Source organism: Candidatus Tisiphia endosymbiont of Xenochironomus xenolabis (assembly GCF_964264705.1).
In the GTDB taxonomy this organism is placed as follows: domain Bacteria; phylum Pseudomonadota; class Alphaproteobacteria; order Rickettsiales; family Rickettsiaceae; genus Tisiphia.
The window spans coordinates 82,772-99,223 of record NZ_OZ183473.1; the positions used below are offsets into that span (position 1 = coordinate 82,772).

At 33.6% G+C, this 16,452-nt stretch carries 16 protein-coding genes and 1 tRNA gene; 11 read left to right on the forward strand and 6 right to left on the reverse strand.

Annotation, left to right across the window (positions count from 1 at the left end; translation table 11 throughout):
• Positions 1–12: 12 nt before the first annotated feature.
• On the forward strand, positions 13–921 hold the full coding sequence (locus tag ACFELY_RS00375) for a hypothetical protein (protein ID WP_375333311.1): 909 nt from the start codon (positions 13–15) through the stop codon (positions 919–921).
• Here the strand turns inward: ACFELY_RS00375 and ACFELY_RS00380 are convergent.
• Positions 851–1,614, reverse strand: a protein-coding gene (locus tag ACFELY_RS00380) for an IS5 family transposase (RefSeq protein ID WP_375333312.1) whose coding sequence is annotated in 2 segments (ribosomal slippage) — positions 851–1,245 and positions 1,245–1,614 — 765 coding nt in all. Because the reading frame shifts where the segments join, the coding sequence is not laid out codon by codon here. The genes ACFELY_RS00375 and ACFELY_RS00380 overlap by 71 nt on opposite strands.
• Positions 1,615–1,796: 182 nt before the next feature.
• On the opposite strand from ACFELY_RS00380, the gene lepB reads away from it, so the two are divergent.
• The gene (gene lepB, locus ACFELY_RS00385; protein WP_375333313.1) at positions 1,797–2,609 is read left to right on the forward strand and encodes a signal peptidase I; all 813 of its coding nucleotides are present in this window, start codon (positions 1,797–1,799) and stop codon (positions 2,607–2,609) included.
• Between the two features lie 65 nt (positions 2,610–2,674).
• Here the strand turns inward: lepB and ACFELY_RS00390 are convergent.
• The 3 genes from ACFELY_RS00390 to ACFELY_RS00400 all read right to left on the reverse strand — a co-directional run bounded on the left by ACFELY_RS00390 (position 2,675) and on the right by ACFELY_RS00400 (position 5,067).
• Positions 2,675–3,438 (reverse strand): IS5 family transposase gene (locus ACFELY_RS00390; RefSeq protein WP_375333314.1). Its coding sequence is split into 2 segments (ribosomal slippage): positions 2,675–3,103 and positions 3,106–3,438, totalling 762 coding nucleotides; the frame shifts between segments, so codons are not numbered across the junction.
• 236 nt (positions 3,439–3,674) lie between these two features.
• Positions 3,675–4,427: an ankyrin repeat domain-containing protein gene (locus ACFELY_RS00395; protein ID WP_375333315.1), complete on the reverse strand. Its 753-nt coding sequence runs from the start codon at positions 4,425–4,427 to the stop codon at positions 3,675–3,677.
• 563 nt (positions 4,428–4,990) lie between these two features.
• Positions 4,991–5,067: transfer RNA gene (locus tag ACFELY_RS00400), tRNA-Arg, on the reverse strand.
• 508 nt (positions 5,068–5,575) lie between these two features.
• On the opposite strand from ACFELY_RS00400, the gene ACFELY_RS00405 reads away from it, so the two are divergent.
• From ACFELY_RS00405 to ACFELY_RS00440, 8 genes are all read left to right on the forward strand, one after another.
• Positions 5,576–6,826: a hypothetical protein gene (locus tag ACFELY_RS00405; protein WP_375333316.1), complete on the forward strand. Its 1,251-nt coding sequence runs from the start codon at positions 5,576–5,578 to the stop codon at positions 6,824–6,826.
• Between the two features lie 11 nt (positions 6,827–6,837).
• Complete coding sequence (locus tag ACFELY_RS00410) at positions 6,838–7,410, forward strand: hypothetical protein (protein ID WP_375333317.1); 573 nt, start codon at positions 6,838–6,840, stop codon at positions 7,408–7,410.
• A 9-nt stretch (positions 7,411–7,419) separates the two neighbouring features.
• Positions 7,420–8,037, forward strand: coding sequence for a hypothetical protein (locus ACFELY_RS00415; RefSeq protein ID WP_375333318.1), 618 nt, complete (start codon positions 7,420–7,422; stop codon positions 8,035–8,037).
• 177 nt (positions 8,038–8,214) lie between these two features.
• Complete coding sequence (locus tag ACFELY_RS00420; RefSeq protein ID WP_375333319.1) at positions 8,215–9,603, forward strand: MFS transporter; 1,389 nt, start codon at positions 8,215–8,217, stop codon at positions 9,601–9,603.
• Positions 9,600–10,991, forward strand: coding sequence for an MFS transporter (locus tag ACFELY_RS00425; protein WP_375333320.1), 1,392 nt, complete (start codon positions 9,600–9,602; stop codon positions 10,989–10,991). The genes ACFELY_RS00420 and ACFELY_RS00425 overlap by 4 nt, the downstream gene beginning before the upstream one ends.
• Positions 10,988–12,379: an MFS transporter gene (locus ACFELY_RS00430; protein WP_375333321.1), complete on the forward strand. Its 1,392-nt coding sequence runs from the start codon at positions 10,988–10,990 to the stop codon at positions 12,377–12,379. The genes ACFELY_RS00425 and ACFELY_RS00430 overlap by 4 nt, the downstream gene beginning before the upstream one ends.
• Positions 12,376–12,975 (forward strand): MFS transporter, encoded by a 600-nt coding sequence (locus ACFELY_RS00435; protein ID WP_375333322.1) that lies wholly within the window; start codon positions 12,376–12,378, stop codon positions 12,973–12,975. The genes ACFELY_RS00430 and ACFELY_RS00435 overlap by 4 nt, the downstream gene beginning before the upstream one ends.
• 309 nt (positions 12,976–13,284) lie before the next feature.
• Positions 13,285–13,716, forward strand: a complete 432-nt coding sequence (locus ACFELY_RS00440) for a proline/betaine transporter (protein WP_375333323.1) — start codon at positions 13,285–13,287, stop codon at positions 13,714–13,716.
• On the opposite strand, the gene ACFELY_RS00445 is transcribed toward ACFELY_RS00440, so the two are convergent.
• On the reverse strand, positions 13,679–14,380 hold the full coding sequence (locus tag ACFELY_RS00445; protein WP_375333324.1) for an HD domain-containing protein: 702 nt from the start codon (positions 14,378–14,380) through the stop codon (positions 13,679–13,681). The two genes, ACFELY_RS00440 and ACFELY_RS00445, sit on opposite strands and share 38 nt — an antisense overlap.
• Before the next feature lie 331 nt (positions 14,381–14,711).
• Between ACFELY_RS00445 and ACFELY_RS00450 the strand changes: the two genes are divergently transcribed.
• A complete protein-coding gene (locus ACFELY_RS00450) occupies positions 14,712–16,100 on the forward strand; it encodes an MFS transporter (protein WP_375333325.1) in 1,389 nt (462 codons plus the stop codon).
• Here the strand turns inward: ACFELY_RS00450 and ACFELY_RS00455 are convergent.
• The gene (locus tag ACFELY_RS00455; RefSeq protein ID WP_375333326.1) at positions 16,060–16,416 is read right to left on the reverse strand and encodes a hypothetical protein; all 357 of its coding nucleotides are present in this window, start codon (positions 16,414–16,416) and stop codon (positions 16,060–16,062) included. The genes ACFELY_RS00450 and ACFELY_RS00455 overlap by 41 nt on opposite strands.
• Positions 16,417–16,452: the final 36 nt, after the last annotated feature.

A 16,452-nucleotide genomic window follows, 5' to 3' on the forward strand; every position in this document is an offset into this window, starting at 1 on the left:
TGTGGACAAAGTTTGCCAGAGCTTGAATCAACTGAGGAGCAAAGCTTTAATTTGCCGCAGGAGGTAAAGGTAAAAAGAGGTGAACAAAATTTACCAGAGCTTGAGTCAACTAAGGAGCCAAGCTTTAATTTGCCGCTTGAAGTAACGGTAAGTTCAGGTGAACAAAATTCGTCAGAGCTTAAGTCAACTGAGGAGCAAAGCTTTAATTTACCTCAGGAGGTAACGGTAAGCTCAGTAAGTGAAACGTTACCTTACAATTCCCCAGACAGTAATTCCGGCGACGCATCTCCAACTGATGATGAGTCAGACTCAGATTTAGACTTAACAGGCGGTTCTTCAGGTAGCAATGAGGCTGAGCAAGAGCCGGAAGCTGCAAGTTGGATTAGCAATATTGCTAAAAAGGCTAAAGGTTGGTATTCGCCTAGGAAGCTAGAGGAATTTTACCCATTAACTGAGGAAGATGCGGCTTTGTTAAGAAGGAGAACAGGTCGTAACTACGAATTGAGTTATGTTAATAAGTTGTTGATTAAACATAGTGAAAACTCTCCTAATAATCGTTTTCCTAGCAAGCAAGCAGTACTAAATTACATGAAAAAAACTTTGATTCATGAAATGCGTCCACCATCTGTGGCAAATAACCCAAACTTTAACTTCAAGTTGGACAATGCTATTAAGGCAAGAGAGGCTTATTTACGGAAGATAGAAGCTAGTAAGGGTGTTAACCCACTGAATCAGTTGCAACGCAAGATTGTTGGAGCTTTTGAGCCTGATACTGCTTATAACTTGCTGACTAGATGTAGTTTTTTTGGAGTATGTGACGATAAATACCAGATTGATTTAGGGTGTGTCGTCACGAGATTTGAGTCCACATTAGTAAAGCCCTTAAACAAAGACCCGCCATGTATGATTTTGTATTTTTAGCATATCTTGTTGCTATACCACGCCATTCTTTAAATTTTTGAAATGTATTTTCAATAATGTGCCTTAGCTTATATAGATATTTATCTATCTCTCTTTGAATCTTCCTGTTTCTTTTTGATGGTATTACAGGAATTATGTTTGCATTCACAGCCGATTCTATTATGGCGTTTGTATCGTAAGCTTTATCAGCCATAAGATGTTGTGCCTCCATATTCTGGATTAACTCACAAGCTTGAGTACAATCATTTCTGGAACCTTCTGTAACAATAATTCTGACCGGCATACCATACGCATCCACGGCCATATGTACCTTTGTATTGAGCACCCTTTTGTGCGACTAACCTTTTGATTCCCGCCTTTCGCTCCAAGTCCTGCTTTGTGAGTTTTTACAAATGTAGAATCTATCATTAACCATTCAAAATCAGGAGCATTTATAAAAATATTTAGCAAATTCTCCCATATCCCATTATCACGCCATCTACAGAATCTTCTGTGTACATTCTTCCAATTGCCATAATCAGGAGGCAAATCTCTCCATGGAGCTCCCGTTCTAAATATCCACATCACTGCATTTATAAAAGTTCTATTGTCTCTTGCAATACCTCCCCAACAACCTTTCTGACCAGGTAAATTACTTTCTATCTTATTCCAAAGCTCATCGCTTATATCATGTCTTCTATGTGCTAAACTCATTGCTTCTTATCGCCTATTTTTATTACTACAATTATAATAACAAATCACATAAAATTATGCAATCACAATCTCGTGACGACATATCCTAGAATGTTATTGACACTCATCAAAATATTACTGGATTTCAACATGGTAATGGACTATTATTACCCGGGTTTACTCATTATAAATAATTATTACATATGCAAATAACAGGTAAGGCTACTAACAAAAAAACATCAATACAAGAATTCTCATCTTTTATCTTTGGAATATTTTTGGTACTGATGATAAAATTTTTTGTGACGGAAAATTACTTTGTGCCAACAGGTTCAATGAAAGCAACATTGCTGGAGCATGATTATATTTTTTCAACAAAATATTCTTACGGATACAGCAATTATTCTTTTCCTTTCTATCCTAATATTTTTAATGGTAGAATATTGGCGTCGCAGCCACAAAGAGGAGATATAATAGTTTTCCGCCCACCCAATAATATGAATATTCCTCGATACATAAAAAGGTTAATTGGGCTACCTGGAGATAAAATACAATTAATCAATGATGTAGTATATATAAATGATAAAGCTATAGACCGTACTGAAGTTGGAACATATAAAAGTGAACAAGGCAGAAATTATATAAAATATAAGGAAGTATTACCTAACGGCGTAAATTATTTTTCTTATAAATTAAAACAAGATAATCATTTATTAAAAAATCAATATGGTAATACCGAAATCTTTTATGTACCAGAAGGGAAATATTTCTTTCTTGGTGATAACAGAGATGAATCGAATGATAGTAGGATAGATCTAGGATTTGTGCCATTTCAAAACTTTATTGCCAAAGGACAATTTATTTATTTTTCTACAAAAGAAAAATTATGGCAAAGTGATATTGGGATAATTAATCAAATACTCCGTGTTGGTACTTGGCTGGCATCTATTAGATTTAACAGACTATTTACCTCTCTTTATGCAGAAAAATACAATAATGTGTGTAGCGACAACTAAAATTACCGAAAAATTGGTGAGAAAATTTTGATACATCTGAATTGAAAATAAGCTAGGGCGTGTCATCAATTAAGTAATATTACAGAAGAAGCCAAATAAATTGCTCCCAGAAAATTCTGAGCTAGTTTATCATAACGCGTAGCAATGCCTCGAGATTGTTTAAGTTTTGCAAAGAAATTTTCAATTAAATGACGATACTTATAAAGCTCTACATCATATTCTACAGGAAATTTACGATTCTTCTTGGATGGAATTACAGGAGTGCAATTCTTATCTTTTATCTTATTCTTCATTCTTGCCTCAGCATCATAAGCCTTATCTGCAATTACGGTATCCGCTTTTGTCAAAGTTTCCATTAAAGCATCAGAACCTTGTAAATCATGCGACTGACCAGGGGTTAAATAAAAAGCTGTCGGATTTCCTAAAGCATCAACAGTTGCATGAATTTTAGTTGATAAACCACCTTTACTACGACCTATTGCTTGGTCATCTACTATGACTTTTTTTTAGCTCCGATACTATGTTGATGTGCTCTAACAATCGTTGAATCAATCATACTATATTCATTATCTGCATCTTGTGCAAGTAGTTCAAAAACCTTCTTCCATACATCTTTTTGGCTCCAACGTGTATGTCTTGTATGAATTACTCTAAAATCTCCAAATCTTTCTGGTAAGTCTCTCCACGGTATACCAGCACGATATCTATATAATACAGCTTCTACGAATAATCTATTATCTTTGGCACTTGCTCCTACGTCTCCTTCTTTTCCAGGTAAAATATCCTTTATCCTTTCCCATTGATCATCTCTTAAAGCATATCTGCACATTGGTCACCTTCTTATTTTTTTACCAATATCTAATTTGCCTCATCCTAATATTTATGTCAACTTAATTGATGACACGCCCTAGTTCAAGTAATCCTATTTTTGGTCTTATTATTTTCTGATTTAAATTCATTTTAATCTCCATTTAATAATTTGTTTATTTTACTAAATGTAAGATTAAATCTCAACTACTTCAAATTATGGATACAAGCAATGTATTTCGTTTTTCGTACGTTCCATTACGCTAAGCCTAATGATTGTGTTTCAGCTACTTCACCATAGTCCAAATATATAGGATACATATTATTTATTGAAGTTATTAATCCCTTAGTTATCTCTAGTTCTAGTATCGCCGCATCCATATTCCCTATTAATTCTTTGATTGTAACCATAGTTAAATTTTTCAGCGATGGTATTTCTTCTGTTATAGTTGTGAGTTCTTGTTTAAGTTTTGGAGTAACATTAGTAAAAGAAATAAGCTTATGATAGAGCTGAGTTAATTTTAATGGACATTGATTATTATCTTTCCATAAAGGCATAAAACTTACTGCTACTCCTTGGCTATTTAATAGAGAATAGTCTGCTCCTGTGTTTAAAAGTTCTAGTGTTGCATCAATATTTTTTTGTTGAGTTGCTATATGTATCAAAGTATTGCCACTATCATCTACAGTATTAACGCAATGAGGATATTTCTTTATAAGAAATGCTAATATTTTAGGTTGGTTTAAGAGTATTGCATCATGAAAAGCAGTATTACCTCTTCCATCTCTATAGTTTTCAGGACTCTCTATAGAGTTTTCGACTAATAGTTTAATAACATCAAAAGAACTGTTCGTTAATGCAAACTGTAAAAAAGAGCAACATGAAATACAAAGTATTGATTGATTCATATTAAAATTTGGCTTAGTTGCTAAAAATTCTTGTATAGCAGAAACTTCTTTAGCTTCAATTAAATCACAAAATTTATCATTTTCTCTTTCACTTAGGGGCATATAATATTCATATTGTACATTTTATTGTTAACCTCAGTTTTGGATTAGAATTTAAAAGTTCTAATCCAAAACTGGTAAAGTAATAAGGAAAATGCATTCTTGAAGCGGTTTTACAAATGCATTTGCACCTGATTTTTAGCTAATAATCTTATTTTTCAGATTAAAAACAAGATTATTAGCCATTTTTATTATTTTAACAATCAGGCGACGAACCGCTTCTAGCCTAATTGTTTACATTATTATTCCAATTTTGGATTAACAAAGTTAATCCGAAATTGTGGGTGTTAGTTAACATAGGGCTAATTGTATCAGTTAACAGTAATAAATTGTAGAAGTCAAGATTTAATCTTATAGCTGGAATTTATAATTTTGAACTCTTATGATTAGTTTCGAAAGAGGTCTAATTTTTAATTCTTTCGATTCCTTCTATATCTTCAAAGGTTATCTTGTAGTTGCTTATTTCTTCTAATATGTTCAATTTTCTCATACAGTTTATTGAAGTAATATGGTTTATTGTTAGAACAGGTTGTCAATGGCGTCTTCTGCCTAATTGATTATGGTGTTGGCGCACCCTAAAGGATTCGAACCTTTGACCTACGGATTAGAAATCCGTTGCTCTATCCAGCTGAGCTAAGGGTGCGTATACTCGCATGCTTTCAAGACCTACTTATAATTGAATTTGAGCAGACGCTAGCTACCATAAAGCATGTGATTCCATGATAAATGAAAAAGAAATTCAAATACGCAAAATAGTATATACAAAGCTGTTTGTCTTATATCAGCTAAAAGCGTTTTTTTCAAGCGAAAAATAATAACTTTTCTCTACATAACGCTTATTGATAATGCAAGTAATAGGATAAGTGATTAGGAAGTATGAAGTTTAAATTAGATTTTTTAATGGAATAGCTACTTAATCTTCCAGATGAAGAGGAGCAAAAATTATATAAAAAGAGACCTGGCTAAAATATCACATGAAATTAAGGGGGTATTAACCATCAAAACCATATCCCATGCGAGTAGAGTGTAGAGTATTGAATATTGTTTTTATTAACAAAAAATAAATATATTTTAATAAAAAATTAGTTGACTATTTAATGTAGGTTATATTTAATTAAAATTATAACTATTGCTAACAAGATTTAAACACGGTGAAAACACGATATATGGCTGATGATTTTGAGGACGACAAAGACGATAAAAATAATAAAGGGCAGAAAGATACAGCTTATTTAGCTCAGTTTGATAATGCTGTTCGTGATATCAGGTCACAGATTCATACTACTAATCCAGCTGAGTTGGCAAGGCTTAATGCTTCCATAACCAGCTTATTGAGTAGTAATCTTCCACCAGAGACATTAGCCAAACTACAAAATTTACAAGCATTCGTTAGAGAAAGAGAAGAGCGAGCTGAACAAGTTGTACTTTCACAACAATTAGCAGAAGAAAGAAAGGCTGAAGCCGATAGGCTGGCATCTTTATTAGAGAGGGAAGTAAAAGAAGCTGCAAAACTTGAACAAATTCACCAGGAAACTGCGAGATTGGAAGAACAACATAAAGAATTTACAAAAGATGCAGATGAGTATTTATCTGCAATGAAAGACGAGAATGCTAAATTAGATGATGTAATTAAAGATCTTGAAAAAGATGGGGATGTAAATCAAAATAAACTACTACCACTCATAAAAACAGAAGAACAGATAAAAAAACAAAACGAAGAATATAAAAAATTATATAAACATCGTGACGAAATACACAAACATTATAATGAAGTAAGTACTCATCATCAGGGATTGCTAACAGAAAGAAAAAGGTTAGGCAATGAGCTTACTGCCAAGGAAAAGACAGAAAAACCTCAATCACCAACTATAATTAATACAAAGGAACTAATAAAGCATCAGGATAAGAAAATCAAGGCATTTGAGCCTGTTTTGGCAAAAGTTATGGAACAGAAAAAAGAGGTAGATGCTGGAATTCAAGAATTGGAGGAAGCTAAAGTAGAAGCTCAAAAGCAATACACAAAAATCGATAAAATAGCCGAAGAATGTAAAGGCACAGATCCTGGGAAACACAAAATATTAAAGCAATTTACTACTTTGCTCAAAAACCAAGATAATGCTGTTACTAATGATGGAAAGATTGAAGATACACTTCTCCGCAGTGAGGTCATAGATAGGTCAAAAAGGGAAAAGAAATCAGAGTATGAAGTCGATGGGTTAGGAAATGACGACACTTCACAACAACATATTAAAGCTACTAAAGTGGAAAAAGGAGAAATAGCTAAAATCCCCCTAAATGTTAAACACATGATAAGTAAAGCTACTGTTTCAGCAGAAGATAAAATTTCGCCTTTAACTACTCCAAACAATGTAAAAAAAAATACTAAAGGACAAACTAAATAAGGTGGATAGCTATGACAAAATTAAAGCAAAATAATTATTTAGATCAAGCTAAAACCTTAATTAGAACTGCTAATAATTTATATGACCATGCTCTAGATGGTCTAAGTAAAGTAAATATCATAATAGAGGAACATGGATTAACACCAGAAGTAATTAGTGGTTCTAAAGCGATGCATTTTGAATTAAAAGAAGCTTTACTATTTGGTAAAGGAGAGGCGGCTGCTGGGCTTGCCTATCTTTATCGTGAAGGCTTGGGAGTAGAGAAGAGCGAATATAAAGATAAACTCTATGTATCTATTGGAGCTAAATTAGGTGATTCATCTTGTCAGGAATTGCTACCTCAACGGAATCATAAAGATGTGGAGTTAGAAGCCGAAAAATGGCTTAAGGCTATTAAGGTAATTACTAAAAAATATCCCAACAAGGATGCAGAGATAACTTCAGCAGATACAGTTTGGGTTCAAGGAAAATTGGAACATTATTGTGGAAAACAGCATTCATCGTATCCAGCAGCTATGTATGTTCCATCATCTACTCCAAGCAATATCAAGAAGAATACTAAAGGTCAAACTAAATATAGGTAGGTAAACGATATGACAAAATTAAAGCAGAGTAATTATCTAGACCAAGCCAAAACTTTAATTAGGACGGCTAATAATTTATATGACCATGCTCTAGATGGTCTAAGTAAAGTAAATATCATAATAGAGGAACATGGATTAACACCAGAAGTAATTAGTGGTTCTAAAGCGATGCATTTTGAATTAAAAGAAGCTTTACTATTTGGTAAAGGAGAGGCGGCTGCTGGGCTTGCCTATCTTTATCGTGAAGGCTTGGGAGTAGAGAAGAGCGAATATAAAGATAAACTCTATGTATCTATTGGAGCTAAATTAGGTGATTCATCTTGTCAGGAATTGCTACCTCAACGGAATCATAAAGATGTGGAGTTAGAAGCCGAAAAATGGCTTAAGGCTATCAAGGTAATTACTAAAAAATATCCCAACAAGGATGCAGAGATAACTTCAGCAGATACAGTTTGGGCTCAAGGACAATTAGAGTATCATTGTAAAGAAGCTCAGTCATTACCAATACTTCCTTATGATGAAATAGGTGGGGCATCTACTTCTCGTTTTGAGGGTTCTATGCATCCGCTTGGACAAGTAGATGAAACGGCGTATTCTGAGGGTTCTAGCTGTTGTGTAGTTATGTAGAGTTTAGAAAACGTCATTGTGAGGAGGCATGAGCCGACGAAGCAATCCATGACAAGTTTTATGGATTGCCACGCTCACGTATGTTCGCTCGCAATGACAGAATAAAAATTATGTTTAACAAAATAACCATTGGGGAAATATGAACTATAGGAAGTCAACAACAACATTGAGTCAATTATGAGTACAATAGTTCAAGAAAATACCAGAATTATCCCTAATCGCCAGACTAGCCTCACAAAAGAACAAAAAAAAGCTGTAGGGTTACTCTCAATAGGGACTTTCTTAGAATATTTTGATCTGCTGCTATATGTCCATATGGCAGGAGTTCTTAATGAGTTATTTTTTGAACCGACTGATCCTCATACAACTTCTTTAATGATGGCTTTTGCTTTTTGTTCTACTTATGTCTTCCGACCTATTGGGGCAGTAATATTTGGTTGGTTGGGCGATAATATAGGACGTAAGTCAACAGTGATCATCACAACCTTTATGATGGCTGCTTCATGTCTGGTGATGGCTAATCTGCCTACTTATGCCCAAATAGGAATTACAGCTACCTGGATAGTAACAATTTGTCGGGTTGTACAAGGCATGTCTTCTCTGGGTGAAATAATAGGTGCAGAACTTTATTTAACAGAAACGCTTAAGCCACCAGTCCAATATGCAACTGTCGGATCAATAGGATCTTTTGCTGCCTTAGGGGGTATAGGGGCTTTGGGGGTTGCCTCACTTGTAACTTCGCATGGGTTTAATTGGCGTCTGGCATTTTGGTTTGGTGCAGCGGTGGCAGTGATTGGTTCTGTTGCTAGAACAACCTTGCGGGAATCCCCAGAATTTGCTGATGCCAAACGTCAAATTAAAAAAATTTTTGAAAAAGCTAATATCGATACAGCTAGCTTAACAAATCACCCAATATTGCAAGAAAAAGTTAATAAAAAAACAGTATTTGCTTTCTTTTTATTACGATGTTTTGGACCTATAAGTTTTTATTTTATTTATATATATTGTGGTAATATTTTAAAAAACAACTTTGGTTATACAGTGGCTGAGGTTATTCATCATAATTTTATTGTCTGTATAATGGAGTTTGTAACTAGGTTAATTTTATGTTATTTAAGTTTAAAAGTGAATCCATTATTAACAATGAAAATTATACTGTTCATATGTTCTATTTTTATCATATTTTGTCCGTATTTATTGAATAATATTAATGCTGTTTATCAGTTATTTTTGGTTCAATTTGTTATACTTTTACTTGACGGCTTATCTCCTGTTCTTCCCATTTGCTATAAAAGCTTTCCAGTCTTTAAACGTTTTACCTGTGCTAGTATTACATTTGCTGCATCTAGAGCCTTAATGTTTGTCATTACCTCTTTTGGTTTTGTCTATCTTATTGAACATTTTGGTCATTGGGGATTATGGTTTATTATGGTTCCTGCAATTATATCTTTCGCATACGGATTCTTTCATTTTGAAAAGTTGGCAAAAGAATGTGGCGATTTACCTATTGCTCATAGAGACGTGGCTATTTATTCCGAAAAAAACAATTATTCGAGTCAATTATGAGTGAATTAGTTCAAGAAAACACCAGAATTATCCCTAATCGCCAGACTAGCCTTACAAAAGAACAAAAAAAAGCTGTAGGGTTACTCTCAATAGGGACTTTCTTAGAATATTTTGATCTGATGTTGTATGTTCATATGGCAGGGCTACTTAATGAGTTATTTTTTGAACCAACTGATCCTCACACAACTTCTTTAATGATGTCGTTTGCTTTTTGTACTTCTTTTGTTTTCCGACCTGTTGGGGCAGTAATATTTGGTTGGTTGGGTGATAATATCGGGCGTAAATCAACAGTAATCATCACAACCTTTATGATGGCTGTGACATGTCTGGTGATGGCTAATCTACCTACTTATGCTCAGATAGGGGTTACCGCTACCTGGGTAGTAACAATCTGCCGGGCTTTGCAAGGTATATCTTCTATGGGAGAGATGACAGGGGCACAACTTTATTTAACGGAAACCATTAAGCCACCAGCCCAATATGCAACTGTCGGGTTAATGGGGGTTTGTTGTGACTTAGGGGGGGTAGGTGCTTTAGGGGTTGCCTCACTTGTTACTTTGCATGGTTTTAATTGGCGTCTGGCATTTTGGATTGGTGCAGCAGTGGCATTAGTTGGCTCTGTTGCCAGAACGACCTTGCGAGAAACTCCAGAATTTGCTGATGCCAAACGTCGAATCAAAAAAGTTTTTGAAAAAGCTAATATTGATACAGCTAGCTTAACAAACCACCCAGTATTGCAAGAAAAAGTTAATAAAAAAACCATCATAGCTTTCTTTTTATTAAAATGTGCTTCACCGGTATGTTTTTATTTTCTTTATATATATTGTGGTAATATTTTAAAAACTAATTTTGGTTATACCATGGCTGAAATTATTCAACATAATTTTATTGTCTGTCTAATGACGTTCTTAACCATATCAATACTATCTTATTTAAGTTTAAAAATATATCCGTTACTAACCATAAAAATTATACTGATCATATGCTCTATTTTTATCATATTTTGTCCATATTTATTGAATCATATTAACGCTCCTTATCAATTATTTTTGATACAATTGGTTATGGTTTTATTATATGAATGCTTAGGTCCTGCTGGTCCCATTCTTTATAAATGCTTTCCGGTATTTAAACGTTTTACCTGTATTAGCATTATATTTGCTATATCTCGAGCTTTGATGCATATCATTACCTCTTTTGGTTTTGTATACCTTACTGACTATTTTGGTCATTGGGGATTATGGATTGTTATGATTCCGATAATTATCGGTCTTGCTTACGGGCTATTTTATTTTGAAAAGTTGGCAAAAGAGTGTGGCGATTTACCTATTGCTTTTAGAGACACGGCTATTTATTCCGAAAAAAACAATTATTCGAGTCAACTATGAGTGAAATTGTTCAAGAAAACACTAGAATTATCCCTAATCGCCAGACCAGCCTTACAAAAGCACAAAAAGAAGCTGTAGGGTTACTCTCAATAGGAACCTTCCTTGAGTATTTTGACTTAATGCTATATATCCATATGGCATCATTTCTTAATGAGTTATTTTTTGAACCAACTGATGCTAAGACAAGCTCTTTAATGATGGCATTTGCTTTTTGTTCTACTTATATTTTTCGACCTGTTGGAGCAGTAATATTTGGTTGGTTGGGTGATAATATAGGGCGTAAATCAACAGTAATCATCACAACTTTTATGATGGCTGCCTCATGTCTGGTGATGGCTAATTTACCTACTTATGCTCAGATAGGAGCTATGGCAACTTGGATAGTGACCATCTGCCGGGCTGTGCAAGGTATATCTTCTATGGGAGAAATGGCAGGGGCACAACTTTATTTAACGGAAACGCTTAAGCCACCAGTGCAATATGCAAGTGTCGGATTAATGTGGGCTTTTGGTTCCCTAGGAAAGTTAGGAGCTTTAGGAATTGCCTCACTTGTTACTTTGCATGATTTTAACTGGCGTCTGGCATTTTGGTTTGGTGCAGCAGTGGCATTGGTTGGATCTGTTGCTAGAACAACCTTACGGGAAACACCAGAATTTGCTGATGCCAAACGTCAAATCAAAAAAGTTTTTGAAAAAGCCAATATCGATACAGCTAGCTTAAAAAATAATCCAATATTGCAAGAAAAAGTTAGTAAAAAAACAGTAATAGCTTTGTTTTTAATCCAATGTGCTGGACCAGTAAGTTTTTATTTTATTTATATATATTGTGGTGGTATTTTAAAAACTAACTTTGGTTATACTATGGCTGAAGTTATTCAACATAATTTCATTGTCTGTATAATTGAGTTTCTGACCATATCAATATTATGTTATTTAAGTTTAAAAATATATCCATTACTAATCCTAAGAGTTATATTGATCATATGTTTTATTTTTATCATATTTTGTCCATACTTATTGAATAATATTAGTTCTCCTTGTCAATTATTTTTGATGCAATTTGTTATGATTTTATTGTATGAATGCTTAGCTCCTGCTCTTCCAATTTGTTATAAAAACTTCCCGGTATTTAAACGCTTTACCTATGTTAGCGTTATATTCGCTATATCTCGAACTTCGATGTATGTAATCACTGCTTTTGCTTTTACCTATCTTTATGATCATTTTGGTCATTGGGGATTATGGATTATTATGGTTCCAACAATTATCAGTTTTGCTTACGGGCTATTTTATTTTGAAAAGTTGGCAAAAGAGTATGGCGATTTACCTATTGCTCATAGAGACGTGGCTACTTATTCCGAAAAAAACAATTATTCGAGTCAATTATGAGTGAAATTGTTCAAGAAAACACTAGAATTATCCCTAATCGCCAGACCAACCTTACAAAAGAACAAAAAGAAGCTGTAGGGTTACTATCAATTGGAACATTCCTCGAATATTTTGACTTAATGTTATATGTTCATATGGCAGTTCTTCTGAATGAGCTATTTTTCCCCAAAGCTGATCCTCATGCTGCAACTATTCTTTCAGGAGCTGCATTTTGTTCCACTTACTTACTAAGACCTTTTGGGGCTCTAATATTTGGTTGGATAGGTGATAATATTGGGCGTAAAGCAACTGTTATCATCACAACTTTTATGATGTCACTATCTTGTTTAGTAATGGCTAATCTACCAACATACGAGCAAATTGGTGTTAGTGCTGCATGGCTTATCACTATTTGTCGTATTCTTCAAGGTATGTCTTCTATGGGGGAGATTGTCGGAGCTAAACTTTATTTAACAGAAATGGTCAAGCAATCGACATCGACACGATATGCTACTGTTGCACTTATTACAGGTTGTTCAGCTTTAGGAGCAACAGCAGCTTTAGGTATAGCTTCATTAGTTACTTCTTTTGGATTTAATTGGCGTATGGCATTTTAGTTTGGTGCCGGAATTGCGTTAATTGGTGCAGTAGCAAGAACAGCTCTTAAAGAAACACCTGATTTTGTCAATGCTAAAAAACGAATAAAAAACATAGTTGAGAAAGCTAATATAGATACAGAAGAGCTAAAATCTAATCCGGCTTGGCAAGAAAAAGTTAACCGAAAAACTACAATAGCTTATTTTTTAATAGAATGTACTGGTCCTATATGGTTTTATATAGGGTATATTTATTGCGGTAATATTCTAAAAAATACTTTTCAATATAGTGCAGAACAAATTATCCATCAGAATTTCATCGTTACTTTAATGGATCTATTAAGTTGTATAATAGTCATCTTTCTTGTTTACAGAATACATCCCTTGAAGATTCTTAAAGTACAATTAATAATATTTTCTATCTTTTCTGTTATATGCCCTATTTTATTACAGAATATATCAAGTCCAATGGAGTTATTTTTTATTCAAATATTTTTTACAGTAGTTGCTCCTACAGGTTTCCCAGGTTTTGCTGTATTTTGTATGCATTTCCCAGTATTTAAGCGTTTTACATATACTAGCTTTATATTTGCTTTATCACGTTCTTTAATGTTTGCTGCTGCTTCTTTTGGTATTGTTTATTTGGTAGATTATTTTAGTCATTGGGGGTTATTATTCATGATTATTCCAATCCTTATGGGCTATGCATTTGCTATCTCTCATTTTAAAAAGTTAGAGATGGCAATTGGAAGTTATGATTAAAAGAAAATCTATAGCTATTGTGTTTCTCCAAAGCATTTAAACATAATTGAGCTAATTCATTTTCTAATTCTAACCCGCTAATAGTTGTGGTTATTGACAAAAATGTAATTAAAGTCTCTCTTATTATCTTCTTAATCTTCTCAGGAGATTTTGCACCAATAGTTTGCATATTATGAATTCGATCAAATAGTTTTATTATTAAAATATCTTTCTTATTTTGAGAATATAATATACTCATTGTCTCTGCCGCACTGATTTTTTCATAAGATTTCACCCTGGTCAAATCTACCACTTGACTAGCAATTTGTTCACCAAAACCCCTAGCAATCATGTTTTCGGTAAGAGTTGTATCTTCAATAGTATCATGCAACAAACTAGTAATGATCATATCAGTCTTGAAGTATTTTGGTACCTTTAATGCTGTGTGCTCAGCAACCATATACGCTACCTCTATCGGATGGGAGTAATATGGATCGCCAGATTGCCGCATTTGACTGCCATGATATTTTTTGGCGTAATATATACCTTTTCTAATCTCATAAATATTGACTGGTATAGTTACTTGCTGATTTAGTTCAGCTAGTTTATTGACTAACCTATCAGCATATTTACAAGATTCATATTTTTCTTCCCAATTATCAATATCTTCCATTTTAATATCCACTATATCATTTTAATTATAAAGTATAATAAACTAAAAATTAAAATACTAGCAAATAATTTATTATATGCTTCTTAAAATAATAAGTATTTTGTTATATTTAAGTTACATCCTCTATTTTTGTCTTCTCAAGTTGCGGTAAAACTCTCATGGTTATATTAAGATTGTGATATTGTTACAACCCAAAATTTATTATTTCAACTTTTCTATATTATTTTTCCTTGCTATCATTAGTCAAATCATCAACTATTATATAATAAGTATATTAAACAGCAAATAAAAGTAACATGGGAAATATGAAATATACGAAGTCAACAATAACATTAAGTCAACTATGAGTGAAATTGTTCAAGGAAACACTAGAATTATCCCTAATCAGCAAACTAGCCTTACAAAAGAACAAAAGAAAGCTGTAGGGTTACTCTCAATAGGGACTTTCTTAGAATATTTTGATCTGCTGCTATATGTTCATATGGCAGGGATTCTTAATGAGTTATTTTTTGAACCATCTGATCCTCAGACAACTTCTTTAATGGTGTCTTTTGCTTTTTGTTCTTCCTTTGTTTTTCGACCTATTGGAGCAGTAATATTTGGTTGGCTGGGCGATACTATAGGACGAAAAGCAACAGTGATCATCACAACTTTTATGATGGCTGCCTCATGTTTGGTGATGGCTAATCTGCCTACTTATGCTCAGATAGGGGTAACAGCTACCTGGATAGTGACCATCTGTCGTGCTGCTCAAGGTATATCTTCTATGGGAGAGATGACAGGGGCAGAGCTTTATTTAATGGAAACTATTAAGCCGCCAGCCCAATATGCAACTGTCGGATCAATGTCAGCTTTTGCTGCCTTAGGGGGTACAGGGGCTTTAGGAGTTGCCTCACTCATTACTTCGTATGATTTTGACTGGCGTCTGGCATTTTGGCTTGGTGCAGCAGTGGCATTGATTGGATCTGTCGCTAGAACAACCTTGCGGGAAACCCCAGAATTTGCTGATGCCAAACGTCAAATTAAGAAAGTTTTTGAAAAAGCTAATATTGATACAGCTAACTTAACAAATCACCCAGTATTGCAAGAAAAAGTTAATAAAAAAACAGTAATATCTTTGTTTTTATTACAATGTATTGGACCGGTAACTTTTTATTTTCTTTATATATATTGTGCTAATATTTTAAAAACCAGCTTTGGTTATACAACTTCTGAGGTTATCCATCATAATTTTATTGTCTGTCTAATGGAGTTTATAACTAGGTCAATATTATGTTATTTAAGTTTAAAAGTGCATCCATTATTAACAATGAAAATTATACTGTTCATATCTTCTATTTTTATCATATTTTGTCCGTATTTATTGAATAATATTAATGCTCCTTATCAGTTATTTTTGATTCAATTCGTTATACTTTTACTTGAATGCTTCTCTCCTATTCTTCCCATTTGTTATAAATGCTTTCCGGTATTTAAACGTTTTACCTGTGTTAGTATTGCATTTGCTGCATCTAGGGCTTTAATATATGTCATTACCTCTTTTGGTTTTATTTACATTACTGACTATTTTGCTCATTGGAGTTTATTGATTATTATGATTCCGATAATTATCGGTTTTACTTACGGACTATGTCATTTTGAAAAGTTGGCAAAAGAGTGTGGCGATTTACCTATTGCTTTTAGAGACGTGGCTATTTATTCCGAAGAAAACCTTGGAAAATTGGGAAAATAGACGGGAAATTATCGAAAAGACTGTGCAAATCCAATGTCGAACAGTGTGTGGTTGATAAATGTTGAAAGCACATTTTTATAAAATTCAATTTTATTTCTGGTATCTCTAAATATATAGCGAGGATTACAAACCCTTGTAAAGTTTCCTCTATAATCTTCTTAATTTTCTCAGGGGATTTAGCACCAATAGTTTGCATGTTATGAAGTCGATCAAAGAGTTTTATTATTAAAATATCTTTTTTATTTTGAGAATATAATATATTCAATGTCTCTGCCGCACTAATCTTTCCATAGGATTTAACCCTAGGGCGTGTCATCAATTAAGTTGACATAAATATTAGGATGAGGCAAAT

Coding starts and splice junctions, on each gene's coding strand:
- lepB (WP_375333313.1), top strand. CDS start 1,797: ATGCAAATAACAGGTAAGGCTACTAACAAAAAAACATCAATACAAGAA.
- ACFELY_RS00395 (WP_375333315.1), bottom strand. CDS start 4,427: ATGCCCCTAAGTGAAAGAGAAAATGATAAATTTTGTGATTTAATTGAA.
- ACFELY_RS00410 (WP_375333317.1), top strand. CDS start 6,838: ATGACAAAATTAAAGCAAAATAATTATTTAGATCAAGCTAAAACCTTA.
- ACFELY_RS00415 (WP_375333318.1), top strand. CDS start 7,420: ATGACAAAATTAAAGCAGAGTAATTATCTAGACCAAGCCAAAACTTTA.
- ACFELY_RS00420 (WP_375333319.1), top strand. CDS start 8,215: ATGAGTACAATAGTTCAAGAAAATACCAGAATTATCCCTAATCGCCAG.
- ACFELY_RS00425 (WP_375333320.1), top strand. CDS start 9,600: ATGAGTGAATTAGTTCAAGAAAACACCAGAATTATCCCTAATCGCCAG.
- ACFELY_RS00430 (WP_375333321.1), top strand. CDS start 10,988: ATGAGTGAAATTGTTCAAGAAAACACTAGAATTATCCCTAATCGCCAG.
- ACFELY_RS00435 (WP_375333322.1), top strand. CDS start 12,376: ATGAGTGAAATTGTTCAAGAAAACACTAGAATTATCCCTAATCGCCAG.
- ACFELY_RS00440 (WP_375333323.1), top strand. CDS start 13,285: ATGGATCTATTAAGTTGTATAATAGTCATCTTTCTTGTTTACAGAATA.
- ACFELY_RS00450 (WP_375333325.1), top strand. CDS start 14,712: ATGAGTGAAATTGTTCAAGGAAACACTAGAATTATCCCTAATCAGCAA.
- ACFELY_RS00455 (WP_375333326.1), bottom strand. CDS start 16,416: ATGACACGCCCTAGGGTTAAATCCTATGGAAAGATTAGTGCGGCAGAG.